Source organism: Undibacterium sp. Di24W (genome assembly GCF_049340325.1).
Lineage (GTDB): Bacteria > Pseudomonadota > Gammaproteobacteria > Burkholderiales > Burkholderiaceae_D > Undibacterium.
This window is the reverse complement of the sequence record NZ_JBMPOP010000002.1, coordinates 96,062-114,501: the sequence shown is the minus strand read 5'-3', so window position 1 is coordinate 114,501 and position 18,440 is coordinate 96,062. Positions and strand designations below refer to the sequence as shown.

Sequence of the window (18,440 nt, the reverse complement as noted above, 5' to 3'; positions counted from 1 at the left end):
GATGACTTATCAAGCTCATGTTCTAAATTTGTTTTGCAGCGAACTACGCGAATAAAAAATACTTTATGCAATCGATGCCGCTTGCATCAGCAAGCCTACAAACTATTCAATTTCAGGAAACATCATGTCTTTAACACGTAGTATTTTGGCGTGCGCTATATGCGCGGCCTTCGCTCCAATTAGCTCTTTTGCTCAAGCACAGTCGACCGTTGTTACCGTTTCGGCTAATCCTCTTGGTAAAGATGAAACAATGCAAATTTTAAGCCCGACTAAAGTGCTCTCCGGCTCTGAATTACGCTCAAAAATTGGTAGCTCTTTGGGAGAAACTTTAGGTAGTGAACTTGGGGTCAGTGCTTCTGGTTTTGGCGCAGGGGCATCGCGTCCGATTATTCGCGGCTTGGAAGGTCCACGCGTTAAGATTTTACAAAACGGTATGACAGTCGCGGATGTTTCCGGTTTGTCGAATGATCATGCCGTAGCGAGTGAAACCGCTAGTTCCCAGCAAATCGAAATTTTGCGCGGGCCTGCCGCGTTGTTGTATGGCAGCGGTGCGATTGGGGGCTTGGTGAATGTGGTCGATGGACGTATTCCAACTAGCATTAGCAAACAACTAAACGGCGAAGCTGAAATTAAATACGCCAGCGTCAATGCCGAGAAAAGTGCTTCTTTTTTTCTAGATGGCTCGATTGATGATATTGCTTTGCATTTCGATGGCAATCATCGCAATACAGATGATTATAAGATTCCAGGATACGCCGATGTGTATGCACGCAATGCGATTAAAGACCGATTGCCTTCCAGTTTTACTCAGGAACGCAGTCTTGGTTTTGGTGCCTCTTTGATTCAATCGTGGGGGCACGTCGGCGCTTCCATACAAGATATGGCAGATCGTTATGGTATTCCTACTGATGAACGTTCATTTATAGATTTACAACAAACTCGTTATGATATTGATGCTGCAGTGTATCGACCGTTCCTTATTTTTGACGCGTTCAAATTTAAGCTAGGTGCGACCGATTATGCACATACCGAAAAAATGCCAAATGGCACTCCGGTGACTAATTTTAAAAATCGCGCATTAGAAACTCGAGCTACCTTATCCCATGCCAATTGGCATGGTTGGGAAGGTAGTGTCGGTATTCAAACTGAAAACACCAATTTTTCTGCGTTAGCAGCGAGTACCGGACGCGCTGATACCGTCCCCACCACGCGTTCTACCTCGAATGCGATATTTATTGTTGAACAGAAAAATTTTGGCCCAGTCATCGCAAGCGGTGGTGCCCGTTTTGAAAGCATAGAGCGTCAGCCCGAAGCGCAATTCCAGCTGCCACAACGCAAATTTAATTTGCAGTCATTTTCGTTGGGTGCAATGCTAACTTTAGGAGATGGTTTTGCTTTGGTAAGTAGTTTATCCACTGCACAACGTGCGCCAACCACGGAAGAGTTATATTCAAATGGACCGCATGAATCGACCAAAACTTTTGATATCGGCTATCAAAATTTAAAGACCGAGAACTCAAGAAATTTGGAACTGGCATTGCAAAAAACCAGTGGACTCTGGCATAGCAAAGTGAATCTGTTTATCAATAAGGTCGGGAATTATGTGTATGGCGAGATTGATGGTTTGCAAGTGAATGAAGAAGGCGAACATGACGCTGGAGGAGAGTTTACACAGCGCTTCTGGAAACAGGCTGCCGCCACGATTCGAGGCGGAGAAGCCGAGCTTGCTTATAATCAGTTAGGTGATGGTTTCTCGTTCCGCACTTTTGCGGATACTTCGCGCGGAAGTCTTGATCAACGTGGGATTTTGCCTTTGCAACCTGCTAATCGTGTCGGTTTGGATTTTGGCTATCGTCACGACGGATGGCGCAATACGATGAGTATTTTGCACGCACAACGCCAAGATCGACTGGCTGCATCTGAACATTTTGTGACGCCGTCTTTTACCAAAGTTGATTTGAATGTGACTTATACTCATCCGTATATGAGTGCACAACTGACTTGGTTTGCTCAAGTGAAAAATTTGTTGAATCAAGATATACGACTCGCGACTTCAGTTTTAAAAGAAAGTGTTCCACAAGCAATGCGAGGTGTGATTGTTGGTGTACGAGCTAGTTTTTGATATAGAGCACGGCAACGCGTAAGCATTACAAAGCGCATTTGATGATAAATAAGACTATTTTATTTCATCATTGAATGCGGGTTGAAATGAACTTTTCATGCGGGATTTTGCCGATTACATTCGAGTTGTTACAAGGTGTGACAAATTTTATCGTTTTAATGTGTTTTAGACACGATGTAAATGAGCAAAAAATGTTCAATTCCGTCTATACTTGAGCACGTAGTAAGTTGCACGTGATAAAGATGTTACTTGTGCAAAATGTCAAAAAAAGGTTGTTTCCGCTTATGCCCCGAATTTAATGTTCGCATTGTTGTAATAAGCACATATCGGCAGATCGTTTTGTGATAGTTTTTGTTAGTAAAATCATGTATTTCTTTGCAATGAATTATGATGTTAAAATAATCTTTTTGATAATAAGATAGGTCGCTGTGGGGATTTTTAAGCTTTTCGGTAAGAAGCAAGTGCGAACGGAGACAACTAGCTCCGAGAAGCCTGCTTCCAAGAAAACTCGTTCAAAGTCGCAAAACACCGTCATTGGAAAAATCCAAGATGACGATGCTTTGACGCATTCTTTAACCGAGAAGAAGCATATTGCCCGCGCAACTGAACGTAAAATTGACGCTATCGAATTCGAGATGTCGCGCGATATGGGACGTCCCAAATCTACGACACCTAAAGCGTCAGGTCCAGAAGGTCTGAAGCGCACTGAGCCTAATCAATTCCATACAGATTTTATTGCCACAGATTTCCAAAGCACGGTGGCACTAAATATGCAAACGACCGAGCTGCTATTGGGGGCGACTGAATTGCATACCGCTGCTATGGGGCAAATTGAGTCGGTTCCCTTGTTAGAAGAAGCCGCAATTTTATTTGCAACTGGCCAGGTGAAAGTGGCTGAGCACATGCTGAGAAGTGCAATCGACTCAGATAATTTAGGAAACGCCACACCTTTGGCTTGGTTTATGTTGTTTGATCTATACCAAATTGAACAAAATCAGTACGCCTTCGAAAGTTTGTCGCTCGATTACGCTGGCAAGTATGAAACTTCACCACCTGTCTGGCACAGCTCAGAAGTATTGATGGATGCGGAAGAGACTAAGCTAGAAGGCGCAATTCCAACGGTTAGTTTCCCTGCGCAACTAGATGGTGAAATCATTAAATTGTTGCAGAAGCTAAATACTTTTAGTGAAAAGAGTAAAGTTCTCAAGCTGGACTTTGGTCGTGTCAAAACAGTAGACCCCGTAGGATGCGGTCTGTTGCTGCGGGCCATGCGTAACTTGAAAAAGTCTAAGCATGATCTAGTCGTTGTCGGTGCGCAAAATTTAACTGAACAGATTCGGTCTATTTTGGAGGTTGGTCGCCGCGATGAGACGGAGGCACCATGGTTGCTTCTGATGGAGGTTTTGCAATTGCTTCAGCTAAAAGAAGCCTTTGAGGAAGCCAGTATCGATTATTGCGTTACATTTGAGGTCTCTCCACCCGCATTTGAAGCACCTACAAGTAAAGTTACAACAGCTGCACCTGAAGTGAGTGAAGAGCCACCTCAAGAGCCGTCTGATCGCTTCCTTATGCCTAAAGTGATCGAGGGAAGTACGGAATCATTAGTGAAAGAAATTCAGGAACACGCTAAATCACATGATTTGGTGGTTCTTGATTGTTCACAATTAGAACGTGTTGAGTTTGGTGCCTCTGCACAATTATTAAATGGCTTAGTGCCGATTTCTGGTGCCAAGGGTAAATCGATTCAGTTCCACGAAGTCAATTATTTGGTAATGCACCTTTTTAATGCGATGGGTCTGAAAAACATCGCTGCCATCGTACCTCGTAAACAGTCTTAAATCATGTCGCCTTGCAGACTTGCAATTAGCGAAAACCACCCCATTTCTGTACTTCTGAACGCAGCCATCTATGATGGCAAGATGCCCTGCTGTCTTTGATTTCGTCATTCTATTCAGACAATTAAGGCCAGCAGTTTTGAGGCAAGCAAGAATACATGAGGACAATATGGAACAATTTCACGGTACCACTATTTTGACAGTGCGTCGCGGTAATGTGGTGGCTTTGGGCGGCGACGGTCAAGTGACTTTAGGTAATATCGTTATGAAGGGTACTGCCCGCAAAGTACGTAAGTTGTATCACAATAAAGTGCTGGCTGGTTTTGCAGGCGGTACCGCTGATGCCTTTACTTTGATTGAGCGCTTTGAATCCAAACTAGAAAAACATCAAGGTCATTTAATGCGAGCTTCGGTCGAATTAGCCAAAGACTGGCGCACTGATCGTATGTTACGCCGTTTGGAAGCCATGCTCTTGGTGGCGGACAAAGACAGTACCTTGGTCATTACCGGCAATGGTGATGTCTTAGAGCCGAACAATGGCATAGGCGCAATTGGTTCTGGTGGTACGTTTGCGCAATCGGCTGCAATTGCACTCTATGAAAATACCGATTTATCTCCAGTTGAGATCGTCAAAAAATCTTTGACTATCGCGGGCGAGCTCTGCATCTACACCAATCTTTCGCACACCATAGAAACCTTGGAGTAATGGTGCAGTAGCAGGGGTGGTGAAAAAGTGTGAATGAACAGCCAAGCAAATAGGTTGAAAGAATCGAAGAAATAAGTTGAAGAAACTAAGCAAAGAATTGAGATAGCTATGATGAATATGACGCCGCAGGAAATTGTTTCCGAATTAGATAAACATGTCGTTGGTCAAGATAAGGCCAAGCGCGCAGTGGCGATTGCTTTGCGTAATCGTTGGCGTCGTCAGCAAGTCGCGGAACCTCTTCGCTACGAGATCACACCCAAGAATATTTTAATGATAGGTCCGACTGGTGTCGGTAAAACTGAAATAGCGCGACGCTTGGCCAAATTGGCAGATGCGCCATTTATTAAAATTGAAGCCACCAAATTTACCGAAGTCGGCTATGTCGGGCGTGATGTCGATACCATCATTCGGGATTTGATTGATATCGGCATCAAACAAACCCGTGAATCCGCGATGCGGAAAGTGAGAGCGCGCGCAGAAGATGCCGCAGAAGATCGCATCCTGGATGTATTACTGCCACCTGTACGCGATTTTGGTATCGGTCAGGATACGCAGACTGAGCGCAATGCCAGTGAGAATAGTACTGCCAACGCAACCCGCCAAACTTTCAGAAAGCGTTTACGCGAAGGTAGCCTGGATGACAAAGAAATAGAAATGGATGTGGCGGAAGCCTCTCCACAGATGGAAATCATGGCACCGCCAGGCATGGAAGAAATGACCGAGCAGATTAAATCGATGTTTTCTGGCGCAGCAAGCGGGCGTAAGAAAGCACGTCGACTGAAAATCAAAGAAGCAATGAAGTTAATGATAGAGGAAGAGGCTGCAAAACTCATTAATGAAGATGAGTTAAAGCAAGAAGCGATTCGAAATGTAGAACAAAATGGTATCGTTTTTTTAGATGAAATCGATAAAATTGCCTCGCGTTCTGAAGCAGGTGGGGCAGAAGTTTCGCGTGCCGGTGTGCAGCGTGATTTATTGCCCTTGGTTGAGGGTACGACCGTGAATACGAAGTTCGGTATGATTAAGACTGATCATATTCTATTCATCGCTTCCGGGGCATTCCACTTTGCGAAGCCGTCTGATTTGATACCAGAATTGCAGGGGCGTTTTCCGATACGTGTAGAACTTGAATCACTTTCAATCGCCGATTTTGAGTGTATTTTGACTAGTACTGACGCATGTCTTACACGTCAATATGAGGCCCTATTGGCAACGGAAGGTGTGAAGATAGAGTTTTCTTCAGAAGGCGTGCAGCGTTTGGCGGGTATCGCTTATTCGGTTAACGAAACCACTGAAAACATCGGTGCTCGTCGTTTGTATACCGTGATGGAAAAATTACTTGAAGAAATCTCCTTCGATGCCCATCAGAATAGTGGAAAGACAGTGTTAATAGACGCCGCTTATGTTGAACAACGACTACAGGCATTATCTGTCGATGAAGATTTGTCGCGTTATGTGCTGTAGAAGTAAAACTTGATGTCGTATTGAAATTGGAGGGATGGGATGGCAAACAAAAGTATGGGAACACGTCAAAAATTGGTGTTTCGACTTGAGTCCCTCCAGTCAAAACCGCGCAACCCAGTGGCCGCTTTAGCCAAACGTGGTGGCGCCGGTAGCCATCAGAAAACCAGTGCGGTATTGCGACAAGCGAATAAGCAAGCACTAAAAAAATTGCCAATGGACGATGAAGCGGATTAAACTTGGAAGGTGCATTGCTTAAGCGCAATCAAACTCTAAAGACGGGAGTCTTTAATGCCAGGCTGCAGGAAGCGTAAATATCTAAATAAGTACCGTTGCCCACTTCGGCGGCGTGACTTAGTAACGCGCATGCTAGTCGATTTAGGCATGTTTTACGCCGAATCCTTTGGAGCGATTAGGGCAATATCTTTTTTACGTGAAAAAAATGTACCCGAGCCTGTGATTGCCCGGGTGATTCGCAATGATTATTCACTCTACTGATTTCGACCGACTCCTATAAGTGGTTGAGTCTAGTTGGATTCAATTTTTGCGTTGCGCGAGAGCAGCCTTTCTATCATGTCGCGGCTGGCTACATTTTCAAACAGGACACCTGCCACTGCTTCGGTAATTGGCATGTCTATATTCAACTCAAATGCCAGGGCTTTCACTGCTTGTGCACAACGCACACCTTCGGCGACGTGACCGAGCTCTTGTATGATGGTCTCTAGCGATTTGCCCTCGGCGAGCGCCAGGCCGACCTTGCGATTACGTGATAAGTTACCAGTGCAAGTGAGTATCAAATCGCCAACCCCGGTCAAACCCATCAAAGTTTCCAGTCGTCCACCAAGTGCGGTACAAAGGCGGCTGATCTCTGCTAAACCACGTGTCATTAAGGCAGCGCGCGCATTCAAGCCTAGACCTAATCCATCCGCGACACCTGTGGCAATTGCCAGAATATTTTTGACCGCGCCACCGACCTCCACACCGATCACGTCGTCGCTAGAATAGACACGTAAGCTGGGGTTATGCGCAGCAGTGACGACTAATCGGCACAATTCTGGTGAGTGTGAAGCGATGGTCAGAGCGCATGGGAGGCCTTGTGCGACCTCTTGTGCAAAAGAAGGGCCAGATAGCGCGCCAGCGAGTACTTGCTCGCCAAGCTCTTGCCTGACTACTTGATGTGGCAATAATCGCGTGTTTTCTTCAAAGCCTTTGCACAACCAAACTACATTGCGTAAAGGATAGGCGGCACATTGCTTCAAAATAGGGCGTAGACCAGACACCGAGCTGGCAATGATTAATAAGCCCTCGCCGTCGTTGCTGTCTAATGCATGGCGCAATGCCGCGTGAAAGTCAGCTGTTGCCTTCAGCGAATCGGGTAGGCGAAAGCCTGGAAGATAATGTTGATTTTCGCGCTCTATTTGCGCGCTTTCCATCGCAATTTGATTGCGCCCCCAAAGCAAAACTTGGTTTTTTGCTGCTAGTGAAATCGCTAAAGCCGTGCCCCATGCCCCGGCGCCTAGAACGGTAATATTCATAGTTGACCTGTTTAATTTCTTGGTTTCGTCGGTTTTTGTCTACCGCATCGATGTATATCACTCATCTGATCCAAATAGCTGACATAAAAAAAGGACACGCTTATGTCCTTTATTGTTCATTCTGATAAATGTGCGACGCTTATAAACCCCAGACATCGGTTGTTCTGACGTACCCTGTCTGACCATCGCGGTGTTTTACTTTTACCCATAAACCACTGGCTGGTTCCACCATCTCAAGCAACACGTTCTTGTCGGCACTGAATACCATACTTGCGGATTCTTCCGCTGACACACGAACGCGAGCCGTTGCCACTCTGACGACCAGATTGCGCCGCGCCACCAGATCTTTGGCTTCGACCCAACTTAAGTCACCTTGGGCATCACGTACCCGGCACCAAGCGCCTGAGGTCAAAATCACTTCAACTGGCATGCCAGCAGGCGCGACATAGACTTTCATGCCACGTGCAGAGGGCGCATCGTACATGATGATAGGTGTGGCACCAACAGCGCGGAATTCTAAGGCGTGGGATAGTCCCGAGGCTGAACTTAATCCTAGCAATACCAGTGTTGAAAGGCTGGAGATGAGACGCATTGCGTAACCTTAGGATAAAGTCTATAAAGAAAAACCCATTGCTCTAAAAAGTAAGAACAATGGGTCAGTAAATCAATTAGTGCGTTGTTGCAGCTGCTTCGGTTGTACCAGCGTCTGCTGCCAAGGCAGCTTGCTCTGCCATATTGGCCAAACGTTGTTGGTAGAAGGCTTCGAAGTTGATTTCTGTCAAATGAATCGGAGGGAAACCAGCGCGAGAAATCGCATCAGCGACATTGGAGCGCAGGTAAGGATAAATGATGTTTGGGCAACCAATGCCTAACAATGGATCCATTTGATCTTGAGGAATATTGCGCGCTTCGAAAATACCCGCTTGTTTTGCTTCTACCAAGAAAGCAACTTTGTCCTTGATTTTCGCTGTTACTGTTACTGTTACTGTGGACTCTACGATGCCTTCAGCCAATGGCTCAGCCGCTACGTCTAAAGTTACTTCAACGCTTGGCGCTTCCTGTTCCAAGAAAATCGCTGGAGAATTTGGTTGTTCGAGCGATAAATCTTTCAGATAGACGCGTTGAATTTGGAAAATTGGCTGCAAATTTTGGTCGGACATGTGAGACTTTCTTTAAATTCTATAAATTGATTGTGAACAGCGAGCTACTTACATAGGGACAAAAAACCAATATTCAAGCCCCATTCTGTTTTGCTTCGATTTTGAATCACTTTAATGACTTTAATACGGCGAAACAGAATTAGCCTTCTATTGTAGCAAGTGCGACCAAAAAACCGCAATCAAAGCCGCTTGTGCACTGCGTTTTATGTTGGATTTAACAGCGAATCGAGCTTGCCAGCGCGATCTAAGGCCGATAAATCATCAAAACCACCGACATGTGTTTCCCCTATGTAAATTTGAGGCACGGTGCGGCGTCCAGTTTTTTGCATCATCGCTTCCCGAACCGCTGGATCGAGATCTACCCGCACTTTTTCAATGTCGGCAACGCCTTTGGCTTTTAACAGGCGTTCAGCCATCACACAATACGGACAAACTGCAGTGGAATACATAACAACATGGGCAACCATGACAACTCCCTTATTTAACTGTCGGTAGACCTTGCGACTGCCAAGCCGCAACGCCGCCGTCTAAACTAAACGCTTGCTCAAATCCTGCCTTATTCAGGATGTTGACTGCGCTACTGGAACGCATACCTTTGGCGCATACGGTGATGACGGTATGTGCTTTTGATTTTTCAATTTCCTTAATTCGGGACTCGAGTTCACCTAAAGGGATATTTTTTGCGTTCGCCAAATGACCGCTGGCAAATTCTTCAGCGCTACGCACGTCCAAGATCAGGGTTTTGCCTTGATTGATTTTTTGCGTCGCTTGCAATTGCGAGACTCTGGCGCCGCGTCTTTGCAGGCTGGGGAGTAATAAAGCACCGCCGGAAATGAGGGCGATGGCAAGCAGAAATAGATTGTCGCTAATGAAATTCACAGTTTTCCCGTGTTAAGAATGGTTATAAGTGGTTAAAGACAAGCGCCTCATTATAAAATAGATGGGGAATTTAGTTTTGAACTGATTGAATTTCCTACGTAATCATTGTAAACCCATCTTAAACCCAGCTAATTTAAGCAAATATTAAGCAAATATCATGTATAAAATTGTATTGATGCGTCATGGCGAATCCACTTGGAACCTCGATAATCGTTTTACTGGCTGGACGGATGTGGATCTGACCGAAAAAGGCGTGGCTGAAGCACGCCAGGCCGGTAAGTTGCTGAAAGAAGCGGGTTTCACCTTTGATTTAGCCTATACCTCGGTCTTAAAACGTGCGATTCGTACTTTGTGGGGCACTTTGGACGAGATGGATTTGATGTGGTTGCCTGTACAACATGACTGGCGTTTGAATGAGCGTCATTATGGTGCCCTGCAAGGCTTGAACAAAGCAGAAACAGCAGCTAAATATGGCGATGAACAAGTTTTAGTATGGCGCCGTAGCTACGACACACCACCCAATCCTTTGGATGAAAATGATGAACGTACTTCGTTTAATGATCCACGCTATGCCGGTTTGCAACGTGCGCAAATTCCTCTAACAGAATGTTTAAAAGACACAGTGGCACGCGTTGTGCCAGCATGGGATGATTCTATTGCACCAGCCATCCGCGCTGGTAAACGCGTCATTGTTTCCGCGCATGGCAACAGTTTACGCGCTTTAATCAAAATGCTTGATGGCATAAGCGATGATGCCATCGTGAATTTGAATATTCCTAACGGTCAGCCTTTGGTGTATGAATTGGATGCGGACTTGAAACCAATTAAGAGTTATTACCTCGGTGATCAGGACGCGATTGCGGCTGCATTAGCGGCAGTGGCGAGCCAAGGAAAGTCGAAGTAAACCGGATGCAGTTTTCTTCAAAGTACCAGGTGCGACAAGCTGACAGACTTAATTTACGCCAAGTCGTAAGGGCGGTTTGTTTTGCTTGCAGTTTCGTGTGTGTGTTGGGTATCTGGCCAGATATGGCACATGCTCAAAGCAATCGCGCCAAAGAGAAAAAGCAGGCAGAAGCCACGCGTATTGAGTTGCAACAAAAACTCAAAGCTTTAAAAAAAGATATAAGCAAGACAGAGTCAGCCAAGGAAAAAGCCAGTGATGCGCTGGAAGAGTCTGAGCAAGCCATTTCTGAAACGAATCGTTCTATCCGGGAACTACAGACAGAACAGCAGCAAGCGAATGAACGCTTGAATCAACTGATCGCCGAACATGAGCGCTTGACTGCACAAGTTGAACAACAGAAAAAACAATTATCTGATTTCCTACGTCGCCAATATATGCACGGTGATAGCGATAGAATGAAATTGTTGTTGTCTGGTGATAATCCAAATCGTATCAACCGTGAGCTGCATTACATGAGTTATGTCTCGCAGACCCAAGCCAAATTGATTGCCGCTTTGCGAACTAGTTTGGAAGAAATCGAAAAGAATAAACTAGCAGCGCAACAGACTAAAGATGAACTAGATGAAATCGCGCAAGAAGAGCGCGATCATAAAAAAGGTCTGGAAAAAGAGAAAAAACGTCATACTGCGCTGCTGACTGAGTTAGCAAGTAAATTACACGCACAAAAGAAAGAAGCAGAAAATTTACAAAAAGACGAGCAGCGTCTGAGTAATCTGGTGACGCGGTTGAATAAGCTGATGGAAGAACAGGCGAAAGCGGAACAAGCCCGTCTTGCCTTGCAAGAAAAACAGCGCAAAGAACGATTAGCCCAAGAAAAAGCGCAACGTGAGAAGAACCAAATTGCGGGTCAAAATAAGCAATCTGGCAAAGTCGTTAATGATATCGAAGACAATAAAAACCTTAGAGTTGAACAGACTCCCACACCAGGCATGTTGGACGGACAGGAATTCGGTCGCTTGAAAGGGCAATTACGTTTGCCCGTGAAGGGCGAGTTGATCGCTAAGTTTGGTAATAAGCGTGGCGAAGGCCCAAGCTGGAAAGGTCTTTTTATTAAAGCGAGCGAAGGCGCTGAAATCAAAGCCATTGCAGCAGGCAAAGTGGTTTTCGCGGAATGGCTGCGCGGCTTTGGCAATATGATTATTCTCGATCATGGTGGCCAATATTTAAGCCTTTATAGCAATACGCAAGCCGTACTAAAACATGCAGGCGATATGGTGAAGGCAGGTGACACGATAGCCAATGCTGGCAATAGCGGCGGCAATGAAGAAACCGGACTATACTTTGAAATGCGTTACAAAGGTCAGGTGTTTGATCCACTGGGTTGGGTGCGTAAATAAGTGTTGATTAGCTTTAGTCAGCGCAAGCGTATTAGGTATGCATAGATAAACTCAGGGTAGGATTTTCAACAATTTTTTGCGGTCAATACCGTTTTGGAATTATGGGCAGTAAATTAAAAAATTTTGGTTTGATTGGTTTCGGTGTCGTTGCTGGTGTTGCCGCTTCCTTGCAGTATTCTGCCCTTGCCCAAAAAATGGGAGGCAGTCCTTTGCCCCTGGAAAAGCTCAGTGAATTTTCAGAAGTGTTTGGCATGATCAAATCCGATTATGTAGAACCCGTAGACGATGAAAAACTGCTGACCGAAGCAATGAATGGCATGGTGAGTTCTTTGGACCCGCATTCCGCTTATCTGGACAAAAGAGCGTTTAAAGAATTACGTGAAGGCACCGAAGGCAAGTTCGTGGGTCTAGGTGTCGAAGTCGGTATGGAAGATGGCTATGTCAAAGTAGTCTCGCCTATCGAAGACTCACCCGCTTACCGCGCAGGTATACAACCGGGCGATCTGATTACGCGTATTGATGGCACTCCGATTAAGGGTTTGAGTATCGACGACGCGGTAAAAAAAATGCGTGGTGAACCGAATTCTAAGATCACACTAACCATTGCGCGTAAGACGGAAGATAAACCTATCGTTGTGACATTGACGCGTGAATTGATCAAGCAGCATAGTGTCAAAGCTAAAGTAATAGAACCTGGTTATGCTTGGCTGCGTATTTCTCAGTTTCAAGAACCCACCGTGGAAGACATGGTGAAAAAGATCAATGCCTTGTATGCGCAAGAACCGGCTTTGAAGGGTTTGGTTTTGGATTTGCGCAATGATCCGGGTGGCGTATTGCCAGGTGCGGTCGGTGTGTCTGCGGCCTTTTTGCCGAAAGATGTTGCTGTGGTTTCGACTAACGGTCAGGTTGAAGATTCCAAACGGACCTATTTTGCAAAACGTGAATTCTATACCAATGGCACGGGTGGCGGCGATCCCTTGGCGAAGTTGCCAGCTGCGATTAAAACCGTACCGATTGTGGTCTTGATTAATACCGGTACCGCTTCTGCTTCTGAAATTGTGGCCGGCGCTTTGCAAGATTATCGTCGTGCGATTGTGCTGGGGACCCAGAGTTTTGGTAAGGGTTCGGTGCAAACGGTGCATCAGATTTCTGCTGAAACAGGGATCAAGATTACAACCGCGCGCTATTACACACCATTAGGTCGCGCGATTCAAGCCAAAGGCATTACACCGGATTTGCATGTAGAAGAAACGGCTGATGGTGATGGTTTCAATGCCTTACGTTCGCGTGAAGCAGATTTGGTAAAGCATTTGAGCAACGATAAAGAAGCAGAAGCAGAAAAAGTCATGGTGGACGAGCTGGAAGAGGAAAAGCGTCTGGTTGCCTTGGCGAAGAAAAGCAAGGCGCTCGAATACGGCAGTAAAGATGATTTTCAGTTAACGCAAGCTTTGAATCATTTGAAGGGTTTGCCAGTGAAATTATTCGCGATGAAAACCCCAGACACCGCCGTTAACGCCGCTGCTAATTCTGCTGTAACGCAGTCAGCATTAAGTCCCGTAAAGAGCAAAGTGGATAAAAAATCAGAGCCTAAGAAAAAATAGATATCTAATATGTCGACTCACGCGTTTGTGATTCGCACGGTTTGCTCCGTTAGTGGCAAAGACAAAAATGAACGACAACCAACTATTACGTTATTCACGTCATATCCTGCTTGATCAAATCGGGATTGAAGGCCAACAAAAAATTCTTGCGGCACATGCTTTGGTGATCGGTGCCGGTGGCTTGGGCTCGCCTGCTGCTTTGTATCTGGCAGGTGCTGGTATCGGTAAGTTGACGATAGTCGACGATGACGAAGTTGACCTGACTAATTTACAGAGACAGATTTTGCATACGACGGAGCGCGTTGGTCAGAATAAAGTCGATTCCGCAAAGATCAGCTTGCACGCGATTAATCCTGAAATTGAAATCGTCGCATTGAAAGAACGTTTGCAAGGTGAGCGCCTGCAAGCCTTAGTGCATAGTGCAACGGTAGTATTGGATTGCAGCGATAATTTCAAAACCAGGCATGCTGTGAATAGCGCATGTGTGACAGCGGGTGTGCCGCTGGTATCGGGGGCGGCGATTTCCTTTGATGGACAGCTCAGCGTCTTTGATACTCGAACCAAAGACGCACCGTGCTACGCGTGTTTGTTCTCGCCAGATCAAGAATTTGAAGAAGCACAATGTTCGACTATGGGCGTGTTTGCACCACTCGTGGGTATTATCGGGACGATGCAAGCAGCAGAAGCTCTAAAGCTAGTGATGGGTCTAGGCCAGTCTGCAGCGGGGCGTCTGCTATTACTTGATGCTTTGGCTATGGAATGGAATACGATAGGCATTAGCAAAAATAGTGATTGTCCGGTTTGCGGGTCTTTACATAGTAAGTTACAACACTAAGATTGAACCACCACAATCGCCGGCAAAGCCCCACGCAAGGCATTGCACAGCATAATTTCATCGGCCTGCAAAAGCTCTTCTATCGTTAAGGATTTTTCCTGTGCTTGCAGATGCGGATCGTCCAACAGAACGGCACGCATGATGCCAGGTAATACACCATCGTTGAGTGGTGGTGTGTACCAAGTCTGACCAATCCGCACAAATACATTACTACGTCCGCCTTCAGTTACGTAACCTGCACGGTTGACGAATAAACTGTCAAAGCCACCTGCTTGTTCTGCCGCTTTCCAAGCAGCATCGTAAGCTTGTCTGTGGCTGCTTTTGTGCTTCAAAAATAGGGTTTCGGTTTCGCACACTTCATTCTTAAAGAATAGTTTTACCGGGGTATTTAAATTTTGTAGTTGCGCGTGTTGGATCTGTATCTGGCCGTTCGGTTGCAAGCCAAGACGTAAACGATAGGCGGAATCGCTGGTAAAGCTCGCGCAACAGGTTTGTAATTCGTAGACGATCTTCGTACGATCAAATGCAAAACCAAAAAAATCAGCGGAGCGTTCCAGTCGTTGTAAGTGACGTTCAAGGTGGCGGCAGCCATCAGCGTGAGTCGCAAACATGGTTTCAAATAGCTCAAACTCGGGTTGCAAACCTGTCAGGAATTTTGCCTTCAATTGGCATTCGGCAAACTCTTCTTCTGCACGACTATCGTAGACGATGCCTGCGCCGACGCCCATGCAGCCTGTGAGTGAACCTTGAGCATCGGCTGGGCTTAATTGTAGTGTACGAATTGGTACCGATAAACAAAAATCACCTAAACGCGCTTGCGATGTTGGCGGATCGAACCAGCCAATAGCACCTGTGTAGATGCCACGGTCCTCTGTCTCTAGTTCGCGTATGATTTCCATCGTCCTGTGTTTAGGTGCACCGGTAATTGAGCCGCAAGGGAAGAGCGCGCGCATGACTTCTGCCAAATTCAATTCAGGACGTAATTGCGCTTCTATGCTGGAGGTCATTTGCAATACGCTGGAGAAGCGATTGACTTCAAACAAGGCCGGCACTTTCACACTGCCGGTGCTGGCGATGCGACCTAAATCGTTGCGGAGCAAATCAACGATCATCAAATTTTCTGCGCGATTTTTGGGATCGCGGCGTAAGTTGTCCGCCGCCTGTTGATCTTGCAAATCATCGCCGCAGGCTGCCGCTGTACCCTTCATCGGCCGCGCAAATAAATGACCGGCCGTGTGGCGAATGAAGAGTTCAGGCGATAGAGATAAGATCGCAGAGCCATCTGGCAAATGAATAAAAGCGCCGTAAGGCACGGGCTGACGTCGGCGTAATGCCAAATATAGGCTGAGCGCCGAACCATAAGTTTGAAAATGCAAACGATAGGTATAGTTAACTTGATAGGTATCACCTGCCGCGATATAAGCGCGGATTTGTTCTATCGCTGATGTGAAATTCTCGACCGTGACATTGGCCTGTAATTGCCGTATTCCTGCAATTTGATGCTGGCTGTGATGTTCCAGCCACGACAATATACTTTCTTTGCCCAGTTGCTGGCAGCGTTTAAAAACAAGGAATTGTGAAATGCTGCTCTGTTGGTCAAACTGCTTGCGTGACGCGATTGCCTGTAGTTGCGCGCCAGTTTCATAACTCAATAATGCCACGACAAAGTTGCTCGCATCTAAGGCCTGTTGCACTTGCGACCAAGCGGACTCCCAATCGTCAACCCGACTACATGATATGGATTGCACAAACTCTGAATATAAACGTGAACAGGCGTCATTACTGCGCGCGTCATCGAGCAAGGCGAAGCAATGATGAGTATCAAGAGTAATGTCAGTAGCTTGAAAGGAAGAAGACACGGGTGAAAGGTCAGGTTAAAATCGTCGCTAGTTTACTCGCAGTTTCAAAATCATGCGTGGCTTTATTTTGTTGCAACTTTTGTCAAATAAACTCAAAAGTGGCAAAAAACAAAAAAAGTGTAACCAAATTCATTCGTCCGCGTTAGCTATAGGGAGACGCCACAAACGCGCTATAATGCGCGCACGAAGCGGCTCTAATTTGATTAGATCTTGCGTAGAACACCGGGTTGCGTTTTATTTACTTACATCGCTCATTTTAATTATATTGCCATGACAAAAAAATCTCCTATCGCCTTGGCGGCACTCCTGTTAGCCCTTGGAACCAGCGCAGTTACTTTGTTACCAGTTACAGCGCAAGCACAAACTGCGGAAAAGAAAGAAGCTCCGAAAGAAGTCATTCGCGCAGAATGGACCAAACCATGGCAAGAACTCCAAACATTAATCACTGACAAAAAATATCCAGAAGCTTTGGAAAAACTGAATACTTTAGGTAAGTCAGAAAATAAAACGCCTTACGAAAATTTTTTCTTGAGCAGAACTAAAGCGGTCATTGCTTCCAGTACGAATAACACTGAGTTATTGGCGATCTGTTTCGAAGAAATGATTAATAGTGAATTTTTGAGTGCAGCGGAAAAGTTAAAGTATACCGAAGCGATGGCCGGTACTTATTACAATGCAAAAAAGTATAAAGAAGCGCAGGTATGGACTAAGCGTTATTTGGCAATGGAGCCAAATAACGCTGTGATGCAAGACCTGGAAGTGCAAAATTATTATCTCGGCGATGACTATGTGAATGCAGCAAAAGCTGTTAAAGCACAGATCGCAGCGGATGAAGCCGCGAAGCGTGTTCCTGGTGAAACGCGTTTGCGGTTATTGCACGGCTCCAGTATGAAGATGAAAGATATTGAGGGTTCCACTAAGGCTTTAGAGTTGTTAGTTAAATATCATCCAAATAAAGAATATTGGGCAGATTTACTGTATCGTTTGCCAAGCAAGCAAGGATTTAATGACCGCCTGCGTTTAGATTGGTATCGTTTGTTGCTCGCAACAGATACGATGGAAGACGGCTCTCAGTTTATGGAAATGGCTGAGACTGCTTTGTTGGCAGGTCTGCCATTAGAAGCGAAACATATTATGGAAGCAGGTTATAAAGCGAACTTGTTAGGTACTGGCAAAAACATGGCTAAACATAAGCCTTTGTTGGAAAAAGCCACCAAACAAGCTGCTGACGACGCAAAGACACTAGATGCGGGTGAGGCATCTGCTAAAGCTGCTAAAACGGGCTTGGGTATGACTAACATGGGTTACAACTTGGTAGTCAATGGTCAACACGAACGCGGCATCAGTTTGATTGAACAAGGTATTGCGAAAGGTGGTTTAAAGTCACCAGAAGAAGCTAAATTGCATTTAGGTATGGCTTATCTGCAAGCCGGCAATAAAGCGAAGGCACATGAAGTGCTCAAAACTGTACAAGGCAATGATGGTGCAGTCGAATTGGCGAATTATTGGATGTTGATGAAGTAAATTTGAAGTTAAAGAGTGACGATTCGTCGTCGCTCTTTTCGATGAAATTGTTTCAAAACGCAAAAAAGCAGTAAGGGCGACCTTACTGCTTTTTTTTCGACACAGCGCTTGTAATGCTATTTGATTGGCAATGCCGTGGTGTTTTTTACTTCTTCCATCACCGCATAGGTATGTGTTTCTCGCACACCACTTAGTTGCAGCAAGGACTTTCCAAGAAAGTCGCGGTAGGCATTCATGTCCTTAACCCGTGCTTTGACCAGATAATCGAAGCCACCCGCTACCATATGACATTCCAATACCTCAGGAATCGCTTGCACGCCACGCTTGAAGGCGTCAAACACATCGGGTGTCGTCCTGTCCAATACCACTTCGATAAAAACAAGCAAGGCGACATCGAGTAAATGTGGATTAAGTTGGGCGGTATAGCCTAGAATGTAGTCCGATTCTTGCAACTTACGTACCCGCTCCAAACAAGCAGCTGGAGAAAGGTTGACTCTTGTGGCAAGTTCTACATTACTGATGCGGCCGTCATTTTGTAATTCGGCCAGAATTCTTTTACTGATTTTGTCTAGCATAAGAAGGCAGTTTGAGTAGTTGTTAATAATATTCGGTGGAATTGTCT

17 protein-coding genes are annotated in these 18,440 nt (G+C 45.6%); 10 read left to right on the top strand and 7 right to left on the bottom strand.

Going from position 1 to position 18,440, the window contains the following annotated elements; genetic code table 11:
* The first annotated feature begins 124 nt into the window (after positions 1 to 124).
* The 5 genes from ACO0KZ_RS03930 (at position 125) to ACO0KZ_RS03910 (ending at position 6,361) form a co-directional block, all read left to right on the top strand.
* Positions 125 to 2,122 (top strand): TonB-dependent receptor, encoded by a 1,998-nt coding sequence (locus ACO0KZ_RS03930; RefSeq protein WP_422992956.1) that lies wholly within the window; start codon positions 125 to 127, stop codon positions 2,120 to 2,122.
* 461 nt (positions 2,123 to 2,583) lie between these two features.
* A complete protein-coding gene (locus ACO0KZ_RS03925; protein ID WP_422992954.1) occupies positions 2,584 to 3,960 on the top strand; it encodes a hypothetical protein in 1,377 nt (458 codons plus the stop codon).
* Positions 3,961 to 4,126: 166 nt separating this feature from the next.
* Positions 4,127 to 4,663, top strand: a complete 537-nt coding sequence (gene hslV, locus ACO0KZ_RS03920) for an ATP-dependent protease subunit HslV (protein ID WP_422992952.1) — start codon at positions 4,127 to 4,129, stop codon at positions 4,661 to 4,663.
* 111 nt (positions 4,664 to 4,774) lie between these two features.
* Positions 4,775 to 6,127, top strand: coding sequence for an ATP-dependent protease ATPase subunit HslU (hslU, locus tag ACO0KZ_RS03915; protein WP_422993889.1), 1,353 nt, complete (start codon positions 4,775 to 4,777; stop codon positions 6,125 to 6,127).
* 39 nt (positions 6,128 to 6,166) lie between these two features.
* Positions 6,167 to 6,361 carry a hypothetical protein gene (locus ACO0KZ_RS03910; RefSeq protein WP_422992950.1) on the top strand — a complete coding sequence of 65 codons (195 nt, stop codon included), beginning with the start codon at positions 6,167 to 6,169 and terminating at the stop codon, positions 6,359 to 6,361.
* Between the two features lie 290 nt (positions 6,362 to 6,651).
* Here ACO0KZ_RS03910 and ACO0KZ_RS03905 read toward each other — a convergent pair whose 3' ends face one another.
* The 5 genes from ACO0KZ_RS03905 to ACO0KZ_RS03885 all read right to left on the bottom strand — a co-directional run bounded on the left by ACO0KZ_RS03905 (position 6,652) and on the right by ACO0KZ_RS03885 (position 9,698).
* Complete coding sequence (locus ACO0KZ_RS03905; protein ID WP_422992948.1) at positions 6,652 to 7,659, bottom strand: NAD(P)H-dependent glycerol-3-phosphate dehydrogenase; 1,008 nt, start codon at positions 7,657 to 7,659, stop codon at positions 6,652 to 6,654.
* A gap of 139 nt (positions 7,660 to 7,798) precedes the next feature.
* Entirely contained in the window at positions 7,799 to 8,251 is a 453-nt protein-coding gene (locus tag ACO0KZ_RS03900; protein ID WP_422992946.1) for an SH3 domain-containing protein, read from the bottom strand.
* A 76-nt stretch (positions 8,252 to 8,327) separates the two neighbouring features.
* On the bottom strand, positions 8,328 to 8,819 hold the full coding sequence (gene secB, locus ACO0KZ_RS03895; RefSeq protein ID WP_422992944.1) for a protein-export chaperone SecB: 492 nt from the start codon (positions 8,817 to 8,819) through the stop codon (positions 8,328 to 8,330).
* Positions 8,820 to 9,022: 203 nt separating this feature from the next.
* Positions 9,023 to 9,286, bottom strand: a complete 264-nt coding sequence (grxC, locus tag ACO0KZ_RS03890; RefSeq protein WP_314858655.1) for a glutaredoxin 3 — start codon at positions 9,284 to 9,286, stop codon at positions 9,023 to 9,025.
* Between the two features lie 10 nt (positions 9,287 to 9,296).
* Positions 9,297 to 9,698: a rhodanese-like domain-containing protein gene (locus ACO0KZ_RS03885; protein ID WP_422992941.1), complete on the bottom strand. Its 402-nt coding sequence runs from the start codon at positions 9,696 to 9,698 to the stop codon at positions 9,297 to 9,299.
* Positions 9,699 to 9,855: 157 nt separating this feature from the next.
* On the opposite strand from ACO0KZ_RS03885, the gene gpmA reads away from it, so the two are divergent.
* The 4 genes from gpmA to ACO0KZ_RS03865 all read left to right on the top strand — a co-directional run bounded on the left by gpmA (position 9,856) and on the right by ACO0KZ_RS03865 (position 14,435).
* Complete coding sequence (gene gpmA / locus ACO0KZ_RS03880) at positions 9,856 to 10,602, top strand: 2,3-diphosphoglycerate-dependent phosphoglycerate mutase (RefSeq protein WP_422992939.1); 747 nt, start codon at positions 9,856 to 9,858, stop codon at positions 10,600 to 10,602.
* A 5-nt stretch (positions 10,603 to 10,607) separates the two neighbouring features.
* Positions 10,608 to 11,999, top strand: coding sequence for a murein hydrolase activator EnvC family protein (locus tag ACO0KZ_RS03875; RefSeq protein ID WP_422992937.1), 1,392 nt, complete (start codon positions 10,608 to 10,610; stop codon positions 11,997 to 11,999).
* A gap of 101 nt (positions 12,000 to 12,100) precedes the next feature.
* Complete coding sequence (locus ACO0KZ_RS03870; protein WP_422992935.1) at positions 12,101 to 13,600, top strand: S41 family peptidase; 1,500 nt, start codon at positions 12,101 to 12,103, stop codon at positions 13,598 to 13,600.
* A gap of 67 nt (positions 13,601 to 13,667) precedes the next feature.
* Positions 13,668 to 14,435 carry a HesA/MoeB/ThiF family protein gene (locus ACO0KZ_RS03865; RefSeq protein WP_422992933.1) on the top strand — a complete coding sequence of 256 codons (768 nt, stop codon included), beginning with the start codon at positions 13,668 to 13,670 and terminating at the stop codon, positions 14,433 to 14,435.
* Here the strand turns inward: ACO0KZ_RS03865 and pabB are convergent.
* The gene (gene pabB / locus ACO0KZ_RS03860; protein ID WP_422992931.1) at positions 14,432 to 16,183 is read right to left on the bottom strand and encodes an aminodeoxychorismate synthase component I; all 1,752 of its coding nucleotides are present in this window, start codon (positions 16,181 to 16,183) and stop codon (positions 14,432 to 14,434) included. The two genes, ACO0KZ_RS03865 and pabB, sit on opposite strands and share 4 nt — an antisense overlap.
* 381 nt (positions 16,184 to 16,564) lie before the next feature.
* Here pabB and ACO0KZ_RS03855 point away from each other — a divergent pair, with 381 nt between their 5' ends.
* Positions 16,565 to 17,818 (top strand): tetratricopeptide repeat protein, encoded by a 1,254-nt coding sequence (locus tag ACO0KZ_RS03855; RefSeq protein ID WP_422992929.1) that lies wholly within the window; start codon positions 16,565 to 16,567, stop codon positions 17,816 to 17,818.
* A 116-nt stretch (positions 17,819 to 17,934) separates the two neighbouring features.
* Here the strand turns inward: ACO0KZ_RS03855 and ACO0KZ_RS03850 are convergent, their stop codons facing one another.
* Positions 17,935 to 18,423, bottom strand: coding sequence for an Lrp/AsnC ligand binding domain-containing protein (locus ACO0KZ_RS03850; protein ID WP_422993887.1), 489 nt, complete (start codon positions 18,421 to 18,423; stop codon positions 17,935 to 17,937).
* Positions 18,424 to 18,440: the final 17 nt, after the last annotated feature.